General features: G+C 29.5%; 18 protein-coding genes and 4 tRNA genes. 3 read left to right on the top strand and 19 right to left on the bottom strand.

What is annotated here, in order from left to right:
• Positions 1 to 19 precede the first annotated feature (19 nt).
• From rplW to M9394_RS02545, 9 genes are all read right to left on the bottom strand, one after another.
• Entirely contained in the window at positions 20 to 322 is a 303-nt protein-coding gene (gene rplW / locus M9394_RS02585; protein ID WP_250249907.1) for a 50S ribosomal protein L23, read from the bottom strand.
• On the bottom strand, positions 319 to 951 hold the full coding sequence (gene rplD, locus M9394_RS02580; protein WP_250246929.1) for a 50S ribosomal protein L4: 633 nt from the start codon (positions 949 to 951) through the stop codon (positions 319 to 321). The genes rplW and rplD overlap by 4 nt, the downstream gene beginning before the upstream one ends.
• Positions 952 to 1,605, bottom strand: coding sequence for a 50S ribosomal protein L3 (gene rplC, locus M9394_RS02575; protein ID WP_250246930.1), 654 nt, complete (start codon positions 1,603 to 1,605; stop codon positions 952 to 954).
• A 106-nt stretch (positions 1,606 to 1,711) separates the two neighbouring features.
• Complete coding sequence (gene rpsJ / locus M9394_RS02570) at positions 1,712 to 2,023, bottom strand: 30S ribosomal protein S10 (RefSeq protein ID WP_011282738.1); 312 nt, start codon at positions 2,021 to 2,023, stop codon at positions 1,712 to 1,714.
• 325 nt (positions 2,024 to 2,348) lie between these two features.
• Positions 2,349 to 2,819, bottom strand: coding sequence for a bacterioferritin (bfr, locus tag M9394_RS02565; protein WP_250246931.1), 471 nt, complete (start codon positions 2,817 to 2,819; stop codon positions 2,349 to 2,351).
• A gap of 137 nt (positions 2,820 to 2,956) precedes the next feature.
• A tRNA-Thr gene (locus M9394_RS02560) sits at positions 2,957 to 3,032 on the bottom strand.
• Between the two features lie 21 nt (positions 3,033 to 3,053).
• Positions 3,054 to 3,125 (bottom strand) — tRNA-Gly (locus tag M9394_RS02555).
• A 74-nt stretch (positions 3,126 to 3,199) separates the two neighbouring features.
• Positions 3,200 to 3,281 (bottom strand) — tRNA-Tyr (locus M9394_RS02550).
• A gap of 13 nt (positions 3,282 to 3,294) precedes the next feature.
• Positions 3,295 to 3,367, bottom strand: a tRNA-Thr gene (locus M9394_RS02545).
• A gap of 271 nt (positions 3,368 to 3,638) precedes the next feature.
• Here M9394_RS02545 and coaA point away from each other — a divergent pair.
• The gene (gene coaA / locus M9394_RS02540) at positions 3,639 to 4,580 is read left to right on the top strand and encodes a type I pantothenate kinase (protein ID WP_250249905.1); all 942 of its coding nucleotides are present in this window, start codon (positions 3,639 to 3,641) and stop codon (positions 4,578 to 4,580) included.
• 200 nt (positions 4,581 to 4,780) lie between these two features.
• Here coaA and M9394_RS02535 read toward each other — a convergent pair whose 3' ends face one another.
• The 4 genes from M9394_RS02535 to rluD form a co-directional block, all read right to left on the bottom strand.
• Entirely contained in the window at positions 4,781 to 5,647 is an 867-nt protein-coding gene (locus tag M9394_RS02535; protein WP_250249903.1) for a biotin--[acetyl-CoA-carboxylase] ligase, read from the bottom strand.
• Between the two features lie 108 nt (positions 5,648 to 5,755).
• Positions 5,756 to 6,790 (bottom strand): UDP-N-acetylmuramate dehydrogenase, encoded by a 1,035-nt coding sequence (gene murB, locus M9394_RS02530; RefSeq protein WP_250249901.1) that lies wholly within the window; start codon positions 6,788 to 6,790, stop codon positions 5,756 to 5,758.
• Between the two features lie 334 nt (positions 6,791 to 7,124).
• Entirely contained in the window at positions 7,125 to 9,701 is a 2,577-nt protein-coding gene (gene clpB, locus M9394_RS02525; protein WP_250250252.1) for an ATP-dependent chaperone ClpB, read from the bottom strand.
• Positions 9,702 to 9,986: 285 nt separating this feature from the next.
• Positions 9,987 to 10,964: a 23S rRNA pseudouridine(1911/1915/1917) synthase RluD gene (gene rluD / locus M9394_RS02520; RefSeq protein WP_250250251.1), complete on the bottom strand. Its 978-nt coding sequence runs from the start codon at positions 10,962 to 10,964 to the stop codon at positions 9,987 to 9,989.
• Between the two features lie 175 nt (positions 10,965 to 11,139).
• Here rluD and bamD point away from each other — a divergent pair, with 175 nt between their 5' ends.
• Together bamD and M9394_RS02510 are read left to right on the top strand one after the other, a co-directional pair.
• Positions 11,140 to 11,832, top strand: coding sequence for an outer membrane protein assembly factor BamD (gene bamD, locus M9394_RS02515; protein WP_250246936.1), 693 nt, complete (start codon positions 11,140 to 11,142; stop codon positions 11,830 to 11,832).
• A gap of 205 nt (positions 11,833 to 12,037) precedes the next feature.
• Positions 12,038 to 12,934, top strand: coding sequence for a prephenate dehydratase domain-containing protein (locus M9394_RS02510; RefSeq protein ID WP_250249900.1), 897 nt, complete (start codon positions 12,038 to 12,040; stop codon positions 12,932 to 12,934).
• 228 nt (positions 12,935 to 13,162) lie between these two features.
• Here the strand turns inward: M9394_RS02510 and tyrA are convergent, their stop codons facing one another.
• From tyrA to rpsP, 6 genes are all read right to left on the bottom strand, one after another.
• Positions 13,163 to 14,290: a bifunctional chorismate mutase/prephenate dehydrogenase gene (gene tyrA, locus M9394_RS02505; RefSeq protein WP_250249898.1), complete on the bottom strand. Its 1,128-nt coding sequence runs from the start codon at positions 14,288 to 14,290 to the stop codon at positions 13,163 to 13,165.
• A gap of 14 nt (positions 14,291 to 14,304) precedes the next feature.
• Positions 14,305 to 15,372, bottom strand: coding sequence for a 3-deoxy-7-phosphoheptulonate synthase (locus M9394_RS02500; RefSeq protein WP_250246939.1), 1,068 nt, complete (start codon positions 15,370 to 15,372; stop codon positions 14,305 to 14,307).
• A 458-nt stretch (positions 15,373 to 15,830) separates the two neighbouring features.
• Positions 15,831 to 16,181, bottom strand: a complete 351-nt coding sequence (rplS, locus tag M9394_RS02495) for a 50S ribosomal protein L19 (protein ID WP_250246940.1) — start codon at positions 16,179 to 16,181, stop codon at positions 15,831 to 15,833.
• A 5-nt stretch (positions 16,182 to 16,186) separates the two neighbouring features.
• Positions 16,187 to 16,954 carry a tRNA (guanosine(37)-N1)-methyltransferase TrmD gene (gene trmD, locus M9394_RS02490; protein WP_250248138.1) on the bottom strand — a complete coding sequence of 256 codons (768 nt, stop codon included), beginning with the start codon at positions 16,952 to 16,954 and terminating at the stop codon, positions 16,187 to 16,189.
• A gap of 26 nt (positions 16,955 to 16,980) precedes the next feature.
• Positions 16,981 to 17,550 carry a ribosome maturation factor RimM gene (gene rimM, locus M9394_RS02485; protein WP_250249896.1) on the bottom strand — a complete coding sequence of 190 codons (570 nt, stop codon included), beginning with the start codon at positions 17,548 to 17,550 and terminating at the stop codon, positions 16,981 to 16,983.
• Positions 17,547 to 17,783, bottom strand: coding sequence for a 30S ribosomal protein S16 (rpsP, locus tag M9394_RS02480; RefSeq protein ID WP_250249895.1), 237 nt, complete (start codon positions 17,781 to 17,783; stop codon positions 17,547 to 17,549). Before rpsP ends, rimM begins: the two co-directional genes overlap by 4 nt.
• Positions 17,784 to 17,815 lie beyond the last annotated feature (32 nt).

Below are 17,815 nucleotides of genomic sequence, written 5' to 3'. Positions count from 1 at the left end.
TTTGATCTTCCATATTTATCTATTCTACTGTATTGATAAAATCAATTTTTTGGCCTTTTTCTAAAAGAACATATGCTTTTTTCCAGTTGTTACAGCGACCAATTTTATTAGCCTTTCTTTTAGATTTTCCTGCTACTATTATAGTGTTTATAGTATTTACTTTCACAGAAAATAACATATTGATAGCATTTTTAATATCTGTTTTAGTCGCATATTTTGCTACTTTAAAAGAAAAAGCATTATGGCGCTCCAATGTCATGGACGCTTTTTCAGAGACATGTATAGATCTCAGTATTTTTAATAAACGTTCTTGATAAATCATACTAACTGTTTCTCAATTTTCTTGATCACGTTATCGGCAATTAAAGTAACGTTAAAATTTATTAAACTTACTGGATCTATATGCGTTGCGGTACGCACCTCTATTTTATGAACGTTACGTGATGCTAAAAGCAAATTTCTATCCAAAAAATCAGTAAAAATCAATATGCTTTTTTTTGAGGTTATTGTTCTTAATTTTTCTAATAATAATTTAGTTTTGGGTTCTTTTATAAATAAATTTTTTACTAAAAATAAACGATTATCACAAACTAATTTAGATAAAATGCTTCTTATTGCCCCTTTGTACATTTTTTTATTTATTTTTTGGGTATATAGTTTAGGTTTAGCCGCGAAGGTTACTCCGCCAGAACGCCAAATAGGACTTTTTACCGATCCAGAACGCGCGCGACCGGTACCTTTTTGACGCCACGGTTTTTTATTAGAACCCGAAACTTCTGATCGACTCTTTTGAGATCGAGTACCTTGACGAGAATTAGTTAAATAAGTAGAAATTACTTGATGTATTAATGCCTGATTAAAAGAACATTTAAAAATTTCATCAGATACAGAAAACTTATCTGAATCCAAGATACTGACTTCTGTTGTAAAATCCCTAACTTCTAATTCCATTTACATGTTCTCTCTAATATTTATTTTAACAGATTTTTTAATAGATAAATTACCACCAATTATTCCTGGAACAGCGCCTTTAACTAATAATAAATTAAGTTTTACATCAACATTAACAACATCTAAATTTTGTACCGTAACTTTATAATTTCCTAATTGTCCTGCCATTTTTTTACCCTTAAATACTCTACCAGGAGTTTGATTTTGACCGATAGATCCAGGAGCTCTGTGTGACAGTGAATTACCATGACTTGCATCTTGCATATGAAAATTCCAACGTTTTATTGTACCTGCAAAACCTTTACCTTTAGAAATGCCTGTAATATCAACTTTTTTAACATTTGTAAAAATCTGTATAGTGATAATATCTCCTAATGATAGCTGTGACATCCCTTCTTCTTCGCAACGAAACTCCCACACACCACGACCAGCATCAACCCCTGATTTTATCATATGCCCTGTCTCTGGTCTATTAATATGTTTAAAGTTTTTAATGCCAGTCGTTACTTGAACTGCACAATATCCATCATTTTCAATATTTTTTATTTGCGTTACACGATGCGGTGTTATTTCAATCATAGTTACAGGGATAGATACTCCATCTTTATCAAACAAACGAGTCATACCCAATTTTTGACCAATTAGACCTTGCATGATTATGGATACAACCTCTCTATTACTTTTAGTACAAAATTATTATTTGTATTTTACACATAATATAATACACAAATAAATTCTATTATGATGCATCTCCTATGCGCTAACCGAGACTAATTTGTACATCTACTCCTGCCGCTAAATCTAAACGCATTAAAGCGTCTACCGTTTTATCAGTAGGTTCAACAATATCAATTAAACGTTTGTGAGTTCGTATTTCATACTGATCTCGCGCATCTTTATTTACATGTGGAGAAATTAAAACAGTGAATCGTTCTTTTCTAGTAGGCAAGGGAATAGGGCCGCGTACTTGAGCGCCAGTACGTTTAGCAGTCTCTACAATTTCTACGGTCGACTTATCTATCAACCGATGATCAAATGCTTTCAAACGAATGCGGATCCTTTGATTTTGCATAGCTAAATATAGATCTCAAAAATCAGTTATTCACAAACAACTCTACCTACATAAACCTTTTTTGTATGCTTTCACCCAAAAGCTTTAAATGAACATCTAAAACATCTTCGCATCATACATCCAAAATGTAAAACCGTTCTTATTCCTATCGAACATGCCAATTAATTTTGTTATTATTTTCTGTAATAAAACATTACATAAACTTAGTGTACCAGTAAACAAATAAAAAACAAGATTAATCAGAATAAAATTCAAAATTTTTACCAGAAAATTTTTATATATAAAAATATTATAAACAATTTATATCATTTTGATAAGTATGAAATTATTTTTTCAACTGTGATTGTATATAATTATGCATACCAATTTTTATCATGAGATTTAGCTCTGTTTCTAAAAAATCAATGTGCTTTTCTTCATCTTTAAGAATTTGTATCATTATATCCCTAGATACATAATCTTGTATTGAATCAGCGTATTTGATGCCTTTGCGTAAATTTTCAATACTATGAAATTCTAAACTAAGATCAGCACGTAAAATATCTTCAACATTTTTTTTAATGTTTAATGGATCAAATTTCCTCAAGGTAGGCATACCTTCTAAAAATAAAATACGTTTTGCATAAAGATCTGCATGATCTAACTCATCTACACATTCTTGATATTCTATCTTGTTAAGTCGTTCTAATCCCCAGTTTTTAAAAATTTTAGAATGTAAAAAATATTGGTTTACAGCGACCAACTCATCGCTCAACAAATTATTAAGATGGGTAATAATGTGATCATCTCCTTTCATAACATCTCCTTAAATATGTATCCACATACATTGTATTGTTTAATCTTGAATTATGAATTAAATATTGAAAAATCATAACTAGTATCGCTACTGAATATACTCTTCTTCTTAATAAGAAGAAACTATATGACGGACGCTGGTGCTGATAAGCAGATTCGAACTGCTGACCTCACCCTTACCAAGGGTGTGCTCTACCTTCTGAGCTATATCAGCATAATTCAGTTACATTATATAAGCGGACAGTGGGAATTGAACCCACATCATCAACTTGGAAGGTTGAGGTAATAACCATTATACGATGCCCACTATTACATAATAAAACATCCGTATTCTTGTAATATTAAGAATATATTGTATTTGTTGTTTATGTATAATTAAAATGATGGGGGAAGGATTTGAACCTTCGAAGTCTACGACGACAGATTTACAGTCTGCTCCCTTTAGCCACTCGGGAACCCCATCAAAATATTGTAGATGCCGGTAAAAGGATTCGAACCTTTGATCTACTGATTACAAATCAGTTGCTCTTCCTATTGAGCTACACCGGCATCATTTTAATGTCATTAAAAATGAAAATTGCTTCTGTTCTTAGAAGCACACATTTTGAAACAAACTTCATTAAACTAATGTATTTGATATAATAAAATTATTCAAAACATTTGTAAAAAATAAATTTATTTTAATAAAACTAAAATTATTAGTTATTTCGTGAGCTTTCATTATAATACATAATTATAATTAAATCTTTTATTTTGATCAAGTATTTACATGAAATTTCATTCTATAAGATAAGCATTTATCTATAATAATAGAAACAATATGCTACATGTTTCGTCTGTTCCATTTTTAACTTTCAATCGCAAGGAATGGTCATCTCTTCGAGAGGAGATACCATTAACATTATCTCCAAGAGAAATCCTAAATTTAAGAGGAATAAATGATAATCTTTCTATGAATGAAGTAATAGAAATTTATTTACCATTATCTAGATTGCTTAATCTATATATTTGTTCGCATATAAAACGACAAAATATTTTAGAACAATTTTTAAGTATTCAAAACCAACATATACCATACATCATTGGTATCGTTGGTGGTGTTGCTGCGGGGAAAAGCACTACAGCTAGAGTTTTACAAGCACTTCTTAGTAGATGGACTGAACGTCGTGTTGTGGAATTAGTAACAACTGATGGATTTTTGTATTCTAATAAAGTATTAAAAAAACGATGTTTAATGAAAAAAAAAGGTTTTCCGCAATCTTATGATATGACTAGTTTGGTAAATTTTGTTTCCAAAGTTAAATCTGGAGTTCAATCAATGACAATTCCTGTATATTCTCACATAATATATGACATTATTCCTAATGTTCAACAGGTAATTTATAAACCAGATATTCTTATTTTGGAAGGATTAAATGTTTTACAAACTAATCACGATTATCATTATGACTTACCTTGTGTTTTTGTATCTGATTTTATTGATTTTTCTATTTATGTTGACGCTCCAGAATATTTACTACAAAAATGGTATATTGATAGATTTTTGAAATTTTGTTATACTACCTTTTCTTATCCTGATTCTTATTTTTATCGTTATACTCAATTATCTAAAAAAAATATAATTTCTATTGCTTCGCAATTATGGACTAAAATAAATAGGCTGAATTTGCAAGAAAATATCTTACCTACTCGGGAACGCGCAAATTTAATTTTAAGAAAAGACGTGAATCATATAATAAACAACGTTCAATTAAGAAAATAATAACGATTATAAAAAAATAATAATTTTATTCTTTACAGTTATTATGAGTATCTATTTTTTTCACTGAAATATTGGGACTTAATCATATTATATTACAAAAACTATGGGATTTATGTTAATCAAATGATTATTGTAATGATTAATATTGTATAGATTCAAAATATTTTAATATTAAAATATTTTGAATAAAAATTATATTTTTAAGATGCATAAACAGAAATATTATTTCCTGAGTAATAACATACTGAACTTGTTTGATCCACTATTAAGGCTCCATGTATATTTATCCCAAGAGCTGTGCCGCATATTATACGATCCCCAACTAATAATGTGACCGGTTTATTATATAAGCAATCAAAAACTTTCCAATATGTAATAAATGGAGTAAACCCAAAAAGCATAAAATCTTTTAATTTCTTACGCAATACATTAATAAGCGTGGCGACTAAAATATTGCGATCAATCATGATCCCAATATCCATTAAATTAATCCAATTTTTACCAATTTTAGTATTTAATGCTGCATGCGTGCGTATAGATAAATTAATACCAATACCTATTATTATATGAGTAATACTATCAGTTCTTGTTATAATTTCGATTAGAATTCCCGCTAATTTTCGTCCATAAATATACAAATCATTAGGCCATTTAATTTTAATCTGGGACGCTCCTAAATTCTTTAATATCTTTGCCACAACAATACTTATCATTAAACTAAATTCAATCATCGTTGGAGGAATCTTATTCAATTTCCAATAAATAGATAAGCAAATACCTTCTCCAACAGGCGCTACCCAAATTTTGTTACGTCTTCCTCTTCCTTGTGTTTGGTGTTCTGTAACACAAGCATCACCCGATTTTATATATGGAATGTTGTCTATTATATATTGGTTGGTTGAATTAACTCTATTTAACACAATTACCCTTCCTTCGGGTAATTGTGTTAAAATCTTAGATTCATTTAAGAAAGGGTGAAATACGGAACAACCATAATTTTCATTATACCTTAACAAGGTTTTCAAATCTCCAAAAAAAAATAAATTAATATTTATATTTAATTCCATTAAATTCTACTACACAAATATATTTTTTATTCTATTTAAAAAGATAAAAATTATTAGAAATATATCTAATTTCAAATTTTTAAATAAAATACATACATCAAGTATGTACTACATGAACAATTTTTTTGGATTTATTTCTCCATAATTACCAATTAATCTCACTTCAGGTTGTAAATAAATATTAAACTTATCTGCAACCTTATTATATATGTAAAGAGCCAATGCTGCAATTTCAGTACCAGTAGCTATTTTCTTGCTATTAATTAATACTAATGCTTGTTTAGGATATATTGCTGCTTCCCCAAAAACATAACCTTTTAGTTGACAATGTTCTATTAACCATCCTGCTGATAATTTTATTCTACCATCTTTTTGATAATAATAAGGCATATTTGGATAAATTTGAAATAAGCAGCGTGCTGTTTTAATATCCATTATTGGATTTTTAAAAAAACTACCAGCATTTCCCACTAAAACAGGATCTGGTAATTTTTTATGTCTAATTATGTAAATAAAGTTAAAAACTTGACGGGGTGTAATATGAAATTTGTCTAAATGAGCTAATTCATGATAGTCTAATATGGGTTTCCACTTTTTACGTAATCTTAATCCTACAAACACAATAGCATATTTCTCCAAACAATTTCTAAAAATACTATCTCTATATTTGAAATCACATTCAGAACAAGTGAAACGAATTTTTTTTCCACTATATAAGTCTATAGCATCTACATACTCACATATTTGAGATAACTCAACGCCGTAAGCCCCAATATTTTGAATTGGAGCAGCCCCCACATACCCTGGAATACACGCTAAATTTTCTAGCCCCGGCATGTTTTTTTTGATAGTATGAACTACTAATTCGTCCCATTTTTCTCCAGCTCCAACATGTAGTTGCCATGCCGTTTCATTCTCTGTAATAGAAATACCCTTTATCCTATTTAATAATATTGTTCCAGAATAGTTTTCTAAAAATAAAATATTACTACCGCCTCCTAAAATAAGAACAGGTTTTCCTTTGCTATAAGCTTTCCTCCAACACTTTAATAATGTATGTTCATGATGTGCTGTTACTATATTTTTAGCAAATGCGTTAACTGAAAAGGTATTTAATGATTTTAATTGAAAACGATGTTCCATACATTTATTTATTTTAAACAAAGATATTAAATATATTATTTTTATAATAATTTATGAAATTTTATTCACACATCGATCCATAATTTCAATTACACTAAAAATATAATTTTATTATTTTATTTTTCAGTTGCTACATAATCTTGATTCTTATATTTTTATGATTATAAAATAATTATTTAATTTATAGTTTGCAACATAAATTATGAATAAAAATATATACTATCTTATACGGGAACATGAAAAAATAAACATTATATATCAATATATAATGTGGTTGCTTATTAAAATTATTTAAAATTTCTTAAATAATTTCATGTTAGAAATTTTTAAAATTTCATTGAATAATGACGATCGTATTATTTACAACATCTAAAGTAATTTTTTTACCTGGCAGCAATTGCCCAGATATTATCTTTTGAGATAATGAATTTTCAATGTGTTGTTGTATAGCGCGCTTTAATGGGCGTGCACCGTATACCGGATCGAATCCAATTTTTGATAAAAATACTAAGACTGCGTTAGTAATATTAGTATTCGGATATCCTTTTTCTTCTAAACGATCACATAAGCGCTGTAATTGAATACTAGCAATTTTCATAAGATGTTCAGTGCTAAGCGGATGAAACACTACTATTTCATCTATCCTATTAACAAATTCTGGACGAAAATGTTGATTAACTATGTTTAATACTGTAACTTTAACTTCTTGATAATCTACAATTCCAAAACGTTTTTGAATGAAATCTGATCCTAAATTAGATGTCATAATGATGACAGTGTTATTAAAATTTACCGTACGTCCATGCCCATCTGTTAAGCGTCCATCGTCTAAGACTTGTAATAATACGTTAAAAATTTCTGAATGCGCTTTTTCTATTTCATCTAATAAAATAATAGAATACGGTCTACGACGTATTGATTCGGTCAAATATCCCCCTGATTCATACCCAATATAACCAGGAGGAGCTCCTAACAATTTTGATACAGAATGTTTTTCCATAAATTCAGACATATCAATACGCACCATTGCATTATTGGTATCGAAAAGAAAGATAGACAATGCCTTGCACAATTCAGTTTTTCCTACTCCAGTAGGCCCCAAAAACATAAACGAACCAATTGGACGTTTAAGATCTGATAATCCAGAGCGACTCCGACGAATAGCATGAGATATTGCTTTTACTGCTTCGTGTTGCCCAACAACTAATTGATGTAAAGCATGTTCCATATCTAATAATTTATCTTTTTCACTTGCTAACATGCGAGATATGGGAATACCAGTCCAACGAGATAATACTGCGGCAATTTCTATATCAGTAACACAATTTCGTAAAAGACGTATTTTTTTATTATTAGATTGCAAGATTGTAGATAGTTTTTTTTCTAATTCTGGAATCTTACCATATTGTAATTCAGACATACGAGCTAAATCACCAATACGGCGTGCTTGGTCAATAGCAATTTTTGCTTGTTCTAAATCAGATTTAATACTTTGAGCGTTAGATAAAGAAACTTTTTCTTTTTTCCATTCTTTTTCAAGATTAATATAATCTTGTTCTTTCTGAATTAACTCAGTAGTTAAGAGATTTAATCGTTTCATGCTAGAATCATCTGATTCTTTTTTTAATGCTTGTTGTTCTAATTTCAACTGTATGATACGCCGTTCTAATCTATCTAATTCTTCTGGTTTAGAATCTATTTGTATGCGAATGCTAGAAGCAGCTTCATCAATCAAATCAATGGCTTTATCGGGTAACTGACGATCAGAAATATATCGATGTGATAAAATTGCAGCAGCCACTATTGCTGGATCAGTAATATGAACATTGTGATGCAATTCGTAACGCTCTTTTAACCCACGAAGAATAGCTATAGTATCTTCAACGCTAGGCTCAGAAACGAATATTTTTTGAAAACGTCTTTCTAAAGCTGCATCCTTTTCAATATATTTACTATATTCATCAAGTGTAGTTGCCCCTACGCAATGTAACTCACCTCTAGCTAGTCTTGGTTTAAGCATATTACTTGCATCCATTGCTCCATCAGCTTTACCCGCTCCAACCATGATATGTAATTCATCAATGAATAAAATGATATTACTATCTTCTTTAGATACATCATTTAATACGCTTTTTAAACGTTCTTCAAACTCTCCTCTATACTTTGTTCCCGCTAATAGTCCTCCCATATCTAAAGCTAATATGCGACTATGTTTCAATCCTTCCGGAACTTCACCATTAATAATACGTTGTGCTAATCCTTCCACAATAGCAGTCTTTCCTACTCCCGGTTGTCCGATAAGAACAGGATTATTTTTGGTACGTCTCTGTAACACCTGAATAGTACGACGAATTTCTTCATCTCGACCAATAACAGGATCAAGATTGCCTTGTTCTGCAAATTTAGTTATATCTACAGTAAATTTTTGCAACGCTTGACGTTGAGATTCTGATTGTTGATTATCAACTAAGTGATTATTACGTATGTAGCTTGTTGATTTTTTTATATTTTCTGGAGATACTCCAGATTTTTTTAATAAATCATTTAATGTTCCATGAGACTCAATGGCTGCTAAAACAAACATTTCTGATGCAATAAAAGTATCATTATGTTTTTGTGCTAATTTATCACATAGATTTAATATTTTAATTAAATCATGAGAACATTGAATATCTCCACCAATACCTTCTACCTTTGGCATACGATCGCATGCCTCTTTAATTAATGTAGTAAACTGAGACATATTAAACCCAGCACGCTCTAGTATCTGATATACTGATCCGTTTTTTTCTTTTAAAAAAGCGAGCATCACATGAATAGGTTCAACAAACTGATGATCTTTTCTAAGTGCTATAGATTGAGCATCAGAAATAGCTAATTGAAAATCATGAGTAAAATGATCCAACCGCATAATATTCATTTTCCTCTTATAATAATATACAAACAATTACATACTCGTATCCCGGTACATACCTATTGATATGGCGATTAAGTACTTAAAATTCAAGCATTTAAACCACTGGAATAAAAGTATATTTTTATTCGCCTAAAGATCAATACAACCATAAATTTTTAAATATATGGTATTTCCCTGCAGTGAGTTTATGATGTGATTTTCGCGCGAAAAATTACAAGTCCGTGACTATATTTAGTAACGAATGTACACAAAAAATCTCTATTATAAAAATAAATAATGCTATTTAACATGTCTTTCATTTTTTCTTAATATATTTATTAGTTTTATAATATCCTTCGGTAAAGGTACATCCCATTTCATTTTTATTCTAGTAATAGGATGAAATAATTGCAATGTAGTTGCATGTAATGCTTGGCGATTTAAAACATGTAAACAGTCATTGACTGCATTAGATACACCTTTAATAAAATAAGTTGATTTTCCGTATTTATGATCTCCTAACAATGGATGATTAATGTAAGCCATATGTACACGAATTTGATGAGTTCTTCCAGTTTCAAGACGTACACGAATTCTGGTATACATACCAAATGATTCTGTGATAGAATAGTGGGTTATGGCTGATTTTCCCATAGGATTAACTGCCATGCGAGTACGATGAACAGCATGTCTTCGAATAGGTTGATTGATTGTCCCTTCATTATGTAAAAAATTTCCGAGAACTACCGCGTCATATTCCCTAATAATTTTTCTTTTTTTGAACAATCGTAACAACCTATGATATGCAATCATGTTTTTAGCGACGACCATTAAACCAGTAGTGTCCTTATCTAACCGTTGAACAATACCTGATCGAAATACTTCTGTGATAGCTGGATATTTATATAACAAAGCATTTAATATAGTACCTGAATGGTTGCCGGCACCAGGATGAACTACCATATTTTTTGCTTTATTTATTACTACAATATCATCGTCTTCATATACAATATCAAGAGGAATATCTTGAGGAACTATAGTATTATTATCGATATTAACAATATCTTTTATTTCAATGAATTCACCGCCCATCATTTTTTTTTTAGGTATAATAACCGTCTGACTGTTAACGTTTACTTTTTTAGAAAGGATCCAACATTTTATTTTAGAACGTGAATAATTTGGCAGTAATTCAGAAAGAACACAATCTAATCGTTTTCCAGATTGAGATGCCTGCACAATCATAGGTTTTATAATATAAGATTCAGGTATTATCATATTGATATGCGGTTGCATACTAAATTCAACCAAATTGTTGTATGGTACATTCATTTAAATAAACGTACATGCATATTATTTGCTAATATTTATATACTACTAGGGAGTATTAATAAAAAGTTTTATGAGACGTATTCAATACTATAGAATAACAATATTAATTATTAGTATCATTATGATTTCTTATACTTCTGCTTCTGTTAACATTTTAAATGATGCTACTTATAATCTTTACAAATCTGCTCAAAACAAATTGTATAACGCTGATTATAAAGAAGCTACACAGGATTTGATAAATTTACTAAATTTATATTTATTAGACCCTTGTCCGCAACAAATTTATTTAGACTTAATTTATGCTTATTACAAATTAAACGATTTAAAATCTGCAAATAATTATATAGAACATTTTTTTAAATTATACCCTAATCATAAACATTTTGATTATGTATTATACATGCATGGCGTAATCAACATGTGCTTAGACGAAGATAATAAAAGATTAATAAAATATTTCAATATAAATTGGTTTGATCGCAATCCCATGTATGCATGTATAGCATTCCATACCTTTGTAAAACTTATACGCCAATATCCAGATAGTCAATATTCTGTAGACGCTTACAAACGTTTAATTTTTTTAAAAAATAGAATAGCTGAATACGAACTTTCTATTGTGAAATTTTATTCTAAAAAATATGCTTATATATCAGTAATAGCTCGTGTAGAAAAAATGTTATATCACTTTCCAGATACTCAAGCAACTCGTAAAGCACTGTATTATATGGAGCAAGCTTATCAAAATATACATTTGCCAGATCAAGCTAACAAAGTAGCAAAAATCATTGCTGCTAATCCAGTATATTAAATATCTATTTTTATAGATATCATATGATTGATACAATGTTTAAAATATGTATTGATTAAATTAATAATATAATATACGTCAGGAATATAATATTCATCCATATAAATAAATATCGATTTATAATGATACTGATGACACTACAGCAACCACAATTATCTAAAAATATTATATTTGAATATTAAATATTACGGTAATGAGTTTTTTTATGATTTACAAATCTATAGTGCATATAGCATTCTTGGGTCCTAAGGGATCATATTCTCATATTGCCGCTATGCAATATGCTAGTAATCGCCATTTTAATCAAGTAGTAGAGCATAGCTGTCGAAGATTTGATGATATTTTCAATTTAGTAGAATGTGATCATGCAGAATATGGTGTAGTTCCTATCGAGAATTCTAATTCTGGATTAATTGATGAAGTAGGTGATTTATTACTAAACACCCGATTGTTGTTAGTAGATGAAATTACTATTCCTATAAAGCATTGTATTTTAGTTAATAATCATACTGATATAAATCAAATTCAAATTATATACAGTCATCCTCAACCTGTTCAACAATGCAGTGAATTTTTAAAACATTTCTCGGCATGGAAAATTGTATTCTGTGAAAGTAGCGCAGTTGCCATGGAAACAGTATCTAAACTAAATCAATCTAATTTAGGAGCTTTAGGCAATAAGCAAGGAGGCCAATTTTATGGATTGCATTCACTATTGACATATAATCTCTCTAATTCTCATAAAAATACAACTAGGTTTATTGTTTTAAAAAATACAAATATTGCAGTTTTTAATCATTCTATAGCCACAAAAACTATTCTTATTATTTCTATCAAAGGGCAATCAGAAAAATTATGCGAAATATTAAAAGTATTACAATTTTACAATACTAAAATAACTTATTTAAGACCACGTCTTTTATCATACGAGAGACCGAGAAACATAATTATTATTGAATTGATGGCACATATAAATAATGTATACATACAACATATTCTTATAGAATTACAAAAAATTGCCTATTCATTAAAAATATTAGGGTGTTATCAAGTGACGCCACTTACTGATGTAATTTTTCATTATAATAGAAAATTATTATAATAATATATTGTTCACTATATTATTTAAAAGCTAAATACAGAAAATAATAGATATGTAATCGTATAGTACTATTTCAACAATATTACAAAACAAATACATATATTAGTATACAAAATAATATTCAAATTAAAAATTTTCTTATATAGAAAATTTTTAGATCTAAATAAACATAATTTATTCAAAAATTATTAAATATAATTACAATAATGATTAAAATTATTATTTACGTTATACATTATCTTTATAATTATTAATGTGACGCAATATTTTACGACTTTCTTCAAAAAAAAGATCGGTATATGAACCAAACCAATTTTGAATTTTTTTAAATTGATCAATAAATTCTTGTCTTTTATTCCGTTCTAATAATATCAAAATTCTACCTAATCTTCTATAATAACGTTTAATTAATATGAGATTGTTTTTGGAATTCATGATGATGTCTGCATATAACTGAGGATCTTGAGCAAATAATCTCCCTATTGTTATTAGTTTTAACCGAAATGTTGGCGAAGAAATAGACAGCATTTGTTTTAAATTAACGTTTTCTTTTGAAAAATAATATCCAGTTACAAAAGTAATAAAATGGCATAATCCTTGCATAATACTCATATATTGATCATGTTCTGTTGTATTGCAGACATGTAACCTTGCACCCCACAATTGTATTTGCTCTAATAACCATTGATACGATTCTGGATAACGTCCTTCACAGTAAATTACTACTTGTTTTACCATACTTCCATGGTCTGGGTTGAACATAGGATGTAATCCTAATACTGGACCGCTATGCGTAGCTAATATAGCATTTAAGGATATTTTTTTTACAGATGATAAATCTACTATAATGCAGTTTGAAGGTAAATATGATAATTTACCAACTACATCAGTAACTGAATGAATAGGAACGCTGATTACCACCATACCGGCATCTGTTAACATTGATTTTGCATGCGCCCAGTCGTTTTTATCTAAAATTCTTACTTTATATCCAGATAAAGTCAACATTTTAAAAAAAAATTGCCCCATTCGCCCTTTTCCACCAATTATAACAACTGGGCCTAAATTTGGATGCAACGTTTTAAATCCTTTTTCATTTTCATTATAATAAGATTCACTTATAATACGACGCAATATATCTTCTACTAAATCTGGAGAAATACCTAATTCTAATGCTTCTCGCCTCCGACAAGCAACCAACATTTCTTCTCTATCTGGTGAATAAATAAACAATCCGTAACGACTTTTTATTTCTCCTACTTCGGAGACTAAAGAAAGTCGTTTAGATAATAACTTTAATAAATTCTGATCTATTTTATCGATGCTGTTTCTCAAAATATTTAGTTCCTTTGTCATGCCATTCCAGCTCCTTATATACGATTGATAAGAAATGGTTTTAATTCTTTATGCAAATCATACAGTAAGTGTTTAGTTGTTTTCCAATCTATACACGCATCGGTAACTGATACTCCGTATTGCGTTGTAGAAGATGATAAATTTATAGATTGATTACCAGGATAAATATAACTTTCAATCATCAATCCAATAATAGAACGGTTTCCATATTTAATTTGATGTGAAATAGACTGTGCTACATCAATTTGGCGACGATAATCTTTGTTAGAATTACCATGACTGCAATCTACCATTAATGCTAAAGGTAATCCTGCTTCTGTTATTTGTTTTTCACAATCAATAATATCTTCCGGATAATAATTAGGATTTTCTCCTCCTCGTAAAATTATATGAGCATTGAGATTACCTTTAGTATGCAGTAAACATACCTGACCCGACTGATTGATGCTAATGTAACGATGAGGCATCATTGCAGCATGTATCGCGTTAACTGCATTAGAAAAGTTCCCGCTGGTGCTATTTTTAAATCCTACAGGCGTATACAATCCAGAAGCTATTTCTCGATGTATTTGGGATTCCGTAGTACGCGCTCCAATAGATGACCAACTGAAGAGCTCCCCGATATATTGTGGAATATATGGATTTAATACTTCAGTAGCAAGTGGTAATCCAATTTTTGTTAATTTCACTAACATATTTCGAGCAGTCTTTAAACCCAATTCAATATCGTTGGAACCATTCATATGCGGATCGTTAATTAATCCTTTCCAACCAATACTAGTACGAGGTTTTTCTAAATATACACGCATAACGATATATAATTGATCCTGCAATTCTGTTGACAAAATTTTTAATTTATCAGCGTAATCAAAAGTAGCATTAACATCATGAATAGAACAAGGACCACATATCACCAGTAGGCGCGGATCGCGTCTATGAATAATATTCATAATTATATTTTGAGAATCCGCAATGGTTTTTTGTTCCAAATGTGTTATAGGAAATTGAGTTTTTAATTGCTCAGGAGTAATTATTGAATATGTGTTATTGACATAGATACTGTTACGCTCATTTTTCTGCATATTATTATCCTTAATATAATTATATATTATATAATAAATTCATAAAACTAAAATGATCATTAAAAATGATAATATATATCATATTATGATACACATATAAAACTAATGTAAATATAGTTTTATATTATTATTGTTAATAAATTATTATAAGTTGATGAACTAGGTTACATTGAATTCTTGAACTTATATGAGATTCTGTTAACAATATAAGCACACGTATCTGTGTGAATATCTTATTGCTCATACAACACATAGTATGTATGGCATGTAGTTTTTAAAATTTTAATACATAATATTATAGCATTTTAATGGTGCATGACTTTTTAAAAAATTTAAATATTAAAATATTTTGAATTAATTGATTATATTATGAAAAAAGAAATATATTGTTGATTATAAAATTCTAAATTTTAATATGTGTATTAAGCTGATATTAAATACTTGTAACAAAAAATGTATCATGAATTCATACGTACTTTGATTCGTGCTGATTTTCCGCTAAGATTACGTAAATAATATAACTTAGCACGACGAACGATACCAAATCGTTTAATTTTAATCTCTTCAATCACAGGAGAATGTGATTGAAATACTCGTTCTACGCCTTCTCCACTAGAAATTTTCCTTACAGTAAACGCAGAATGTAATCCACGGTTTTTAATAGAAATAACTACGCCTTCAAAAATTTGTAGGCGTTTTTTACTACCTTCAATGACCCATGTTTTCACTTCCACTGTATCACCTGGATGTAAGTGCGGCATGTTTTGTTTTATTTGTTTTTTTTCGAAATTATTTATTGATTCGTACATATATATTATTTCCTAGTTTTTTTATTTAATAATAGCAAGTATTCATTTTTAAATTCAGAAAGTAAATTTTCTTCCTCATTAGTTAATTGTGTATCATTAAGTAAATCCGGCCTTTTAATCCAAGTACAACCCAAAGCTTGTTTTTGTCTCCAACGATGAATTTTATCATGATTTCCTGATAATAATACCGACGGTACTTTCATGCCATCAAAAGTTTCTGGTCGTGTATAATGTGGACAATCTAATCTTCCTTTGAAAAAAGAATCTGATTCTTTTGAATCTTGATTTCCTAATACGCCAGGCAGAACTCTAGATATCGTATCTATTAATACCATTGCTGCTAACTCTCCTCCGCTAAGTATATAATCTCCTATAGACCACTCTTCGTCAATTTCCGTTTGAATTAATCTTTCATCAATACCTTGATATCTACCACAAACTAAAATTAATTTCTGATGATCATATGCTAACTTATATACATATTTCTGCTTTAGCTTTCTTCCTTGAGGAGAAAGATAAATTACTTTAATATTATTTCCTAATTCATCTTTTGCTTGATTGATTGCATTTCTAAGGGGTTCAATCATCATTAACATGCCCGGCCCTCCTCCATAGGGCCGGGCATCTACGCTGTGGTGTCGGTCATATGTAAACACGCGCGGATTCCACAATTTTATGGAGAGAATACCCCTTCGAATTGCTCGCCCTACTATTCCGTAACGAACAATAGACTGAAACATATCTGGAAATAAAGTAATCACACCTAACAACATATTTTTTTACATTTTATTTTAAAAAATTAAAAATTAGGATCCCAATCTACAGTAACAATACGTGTGACAAGATTAATATTTTTAACGACTCTCTTGATAAGAAAAGGAATAAGGCAATTTTTGATCTTACAAAGATTATATTGACACATTTTTACTACCAAAACATCATTTGCTGTAGTTTCTATTATACTGATAATATTTCCTAAAAGAACTCCCTGTACAGTGATAACTACACATCCTATTAAATCTTTCCAATAATATTCATCATCATTTATGCATGGGAATTGTGTTTCATCAATAATAATATTGCAACGACTTAATGACTGAGCAGAATTTCTATTTGAGATGCCTCGTATTTTAACAATATAACGTTTCCCAATCAGTTTCCATTTATCTAAAAAAATTTCTTTCCATGTAGATTGGACGATAGTAAAATACGGACCATAATAAAATATATTATCATTTTTTTCAGTAAATGATATTATCCGTATCCACCCCAATATACCATATGCGCCTATTATTCTTCCTATTACTACAGGATGAAGGGGCGGGGTTATAACATCTTCTTTATCTGTTGAATATTCATCATGTTTCATAAATTCTTTATTAATTTTAAAACCCGATCAGATGGACTCGCGCCTTTGTCTAACCAATATTTTACACGTTCTGTATTTACATGTAATCCTGTGTGATTCCCAAATGTAATTGGACTAAAAAATCCAACACGTTCAATAAAACGACCATCGCGTGCATTTCTACTGTCAGTAATAACTATGTGATAAAAAGGAGTTTTTTTATGACCTCCCCGCGCTAATCTAATTCTCACCATAAGTATATAACCTTACATTAATAACCAAAAAA

Source organism: Candidatus Blochmanniella camponoti (genome assembly GCF_023585825.1).
GTDB classification, from domain to species: domain Bacteria; phylum Pseudomonadota; class Gammaproteobacteria; order Enterobacterales; family Enterobacteriaceae; genus Blochmanniella; species Blochmanniella camponoti.
Note: the sequence above shows the minus strand (reverse complement) of the source record. Positions and strands in the feature narration are given on the sequence as shown.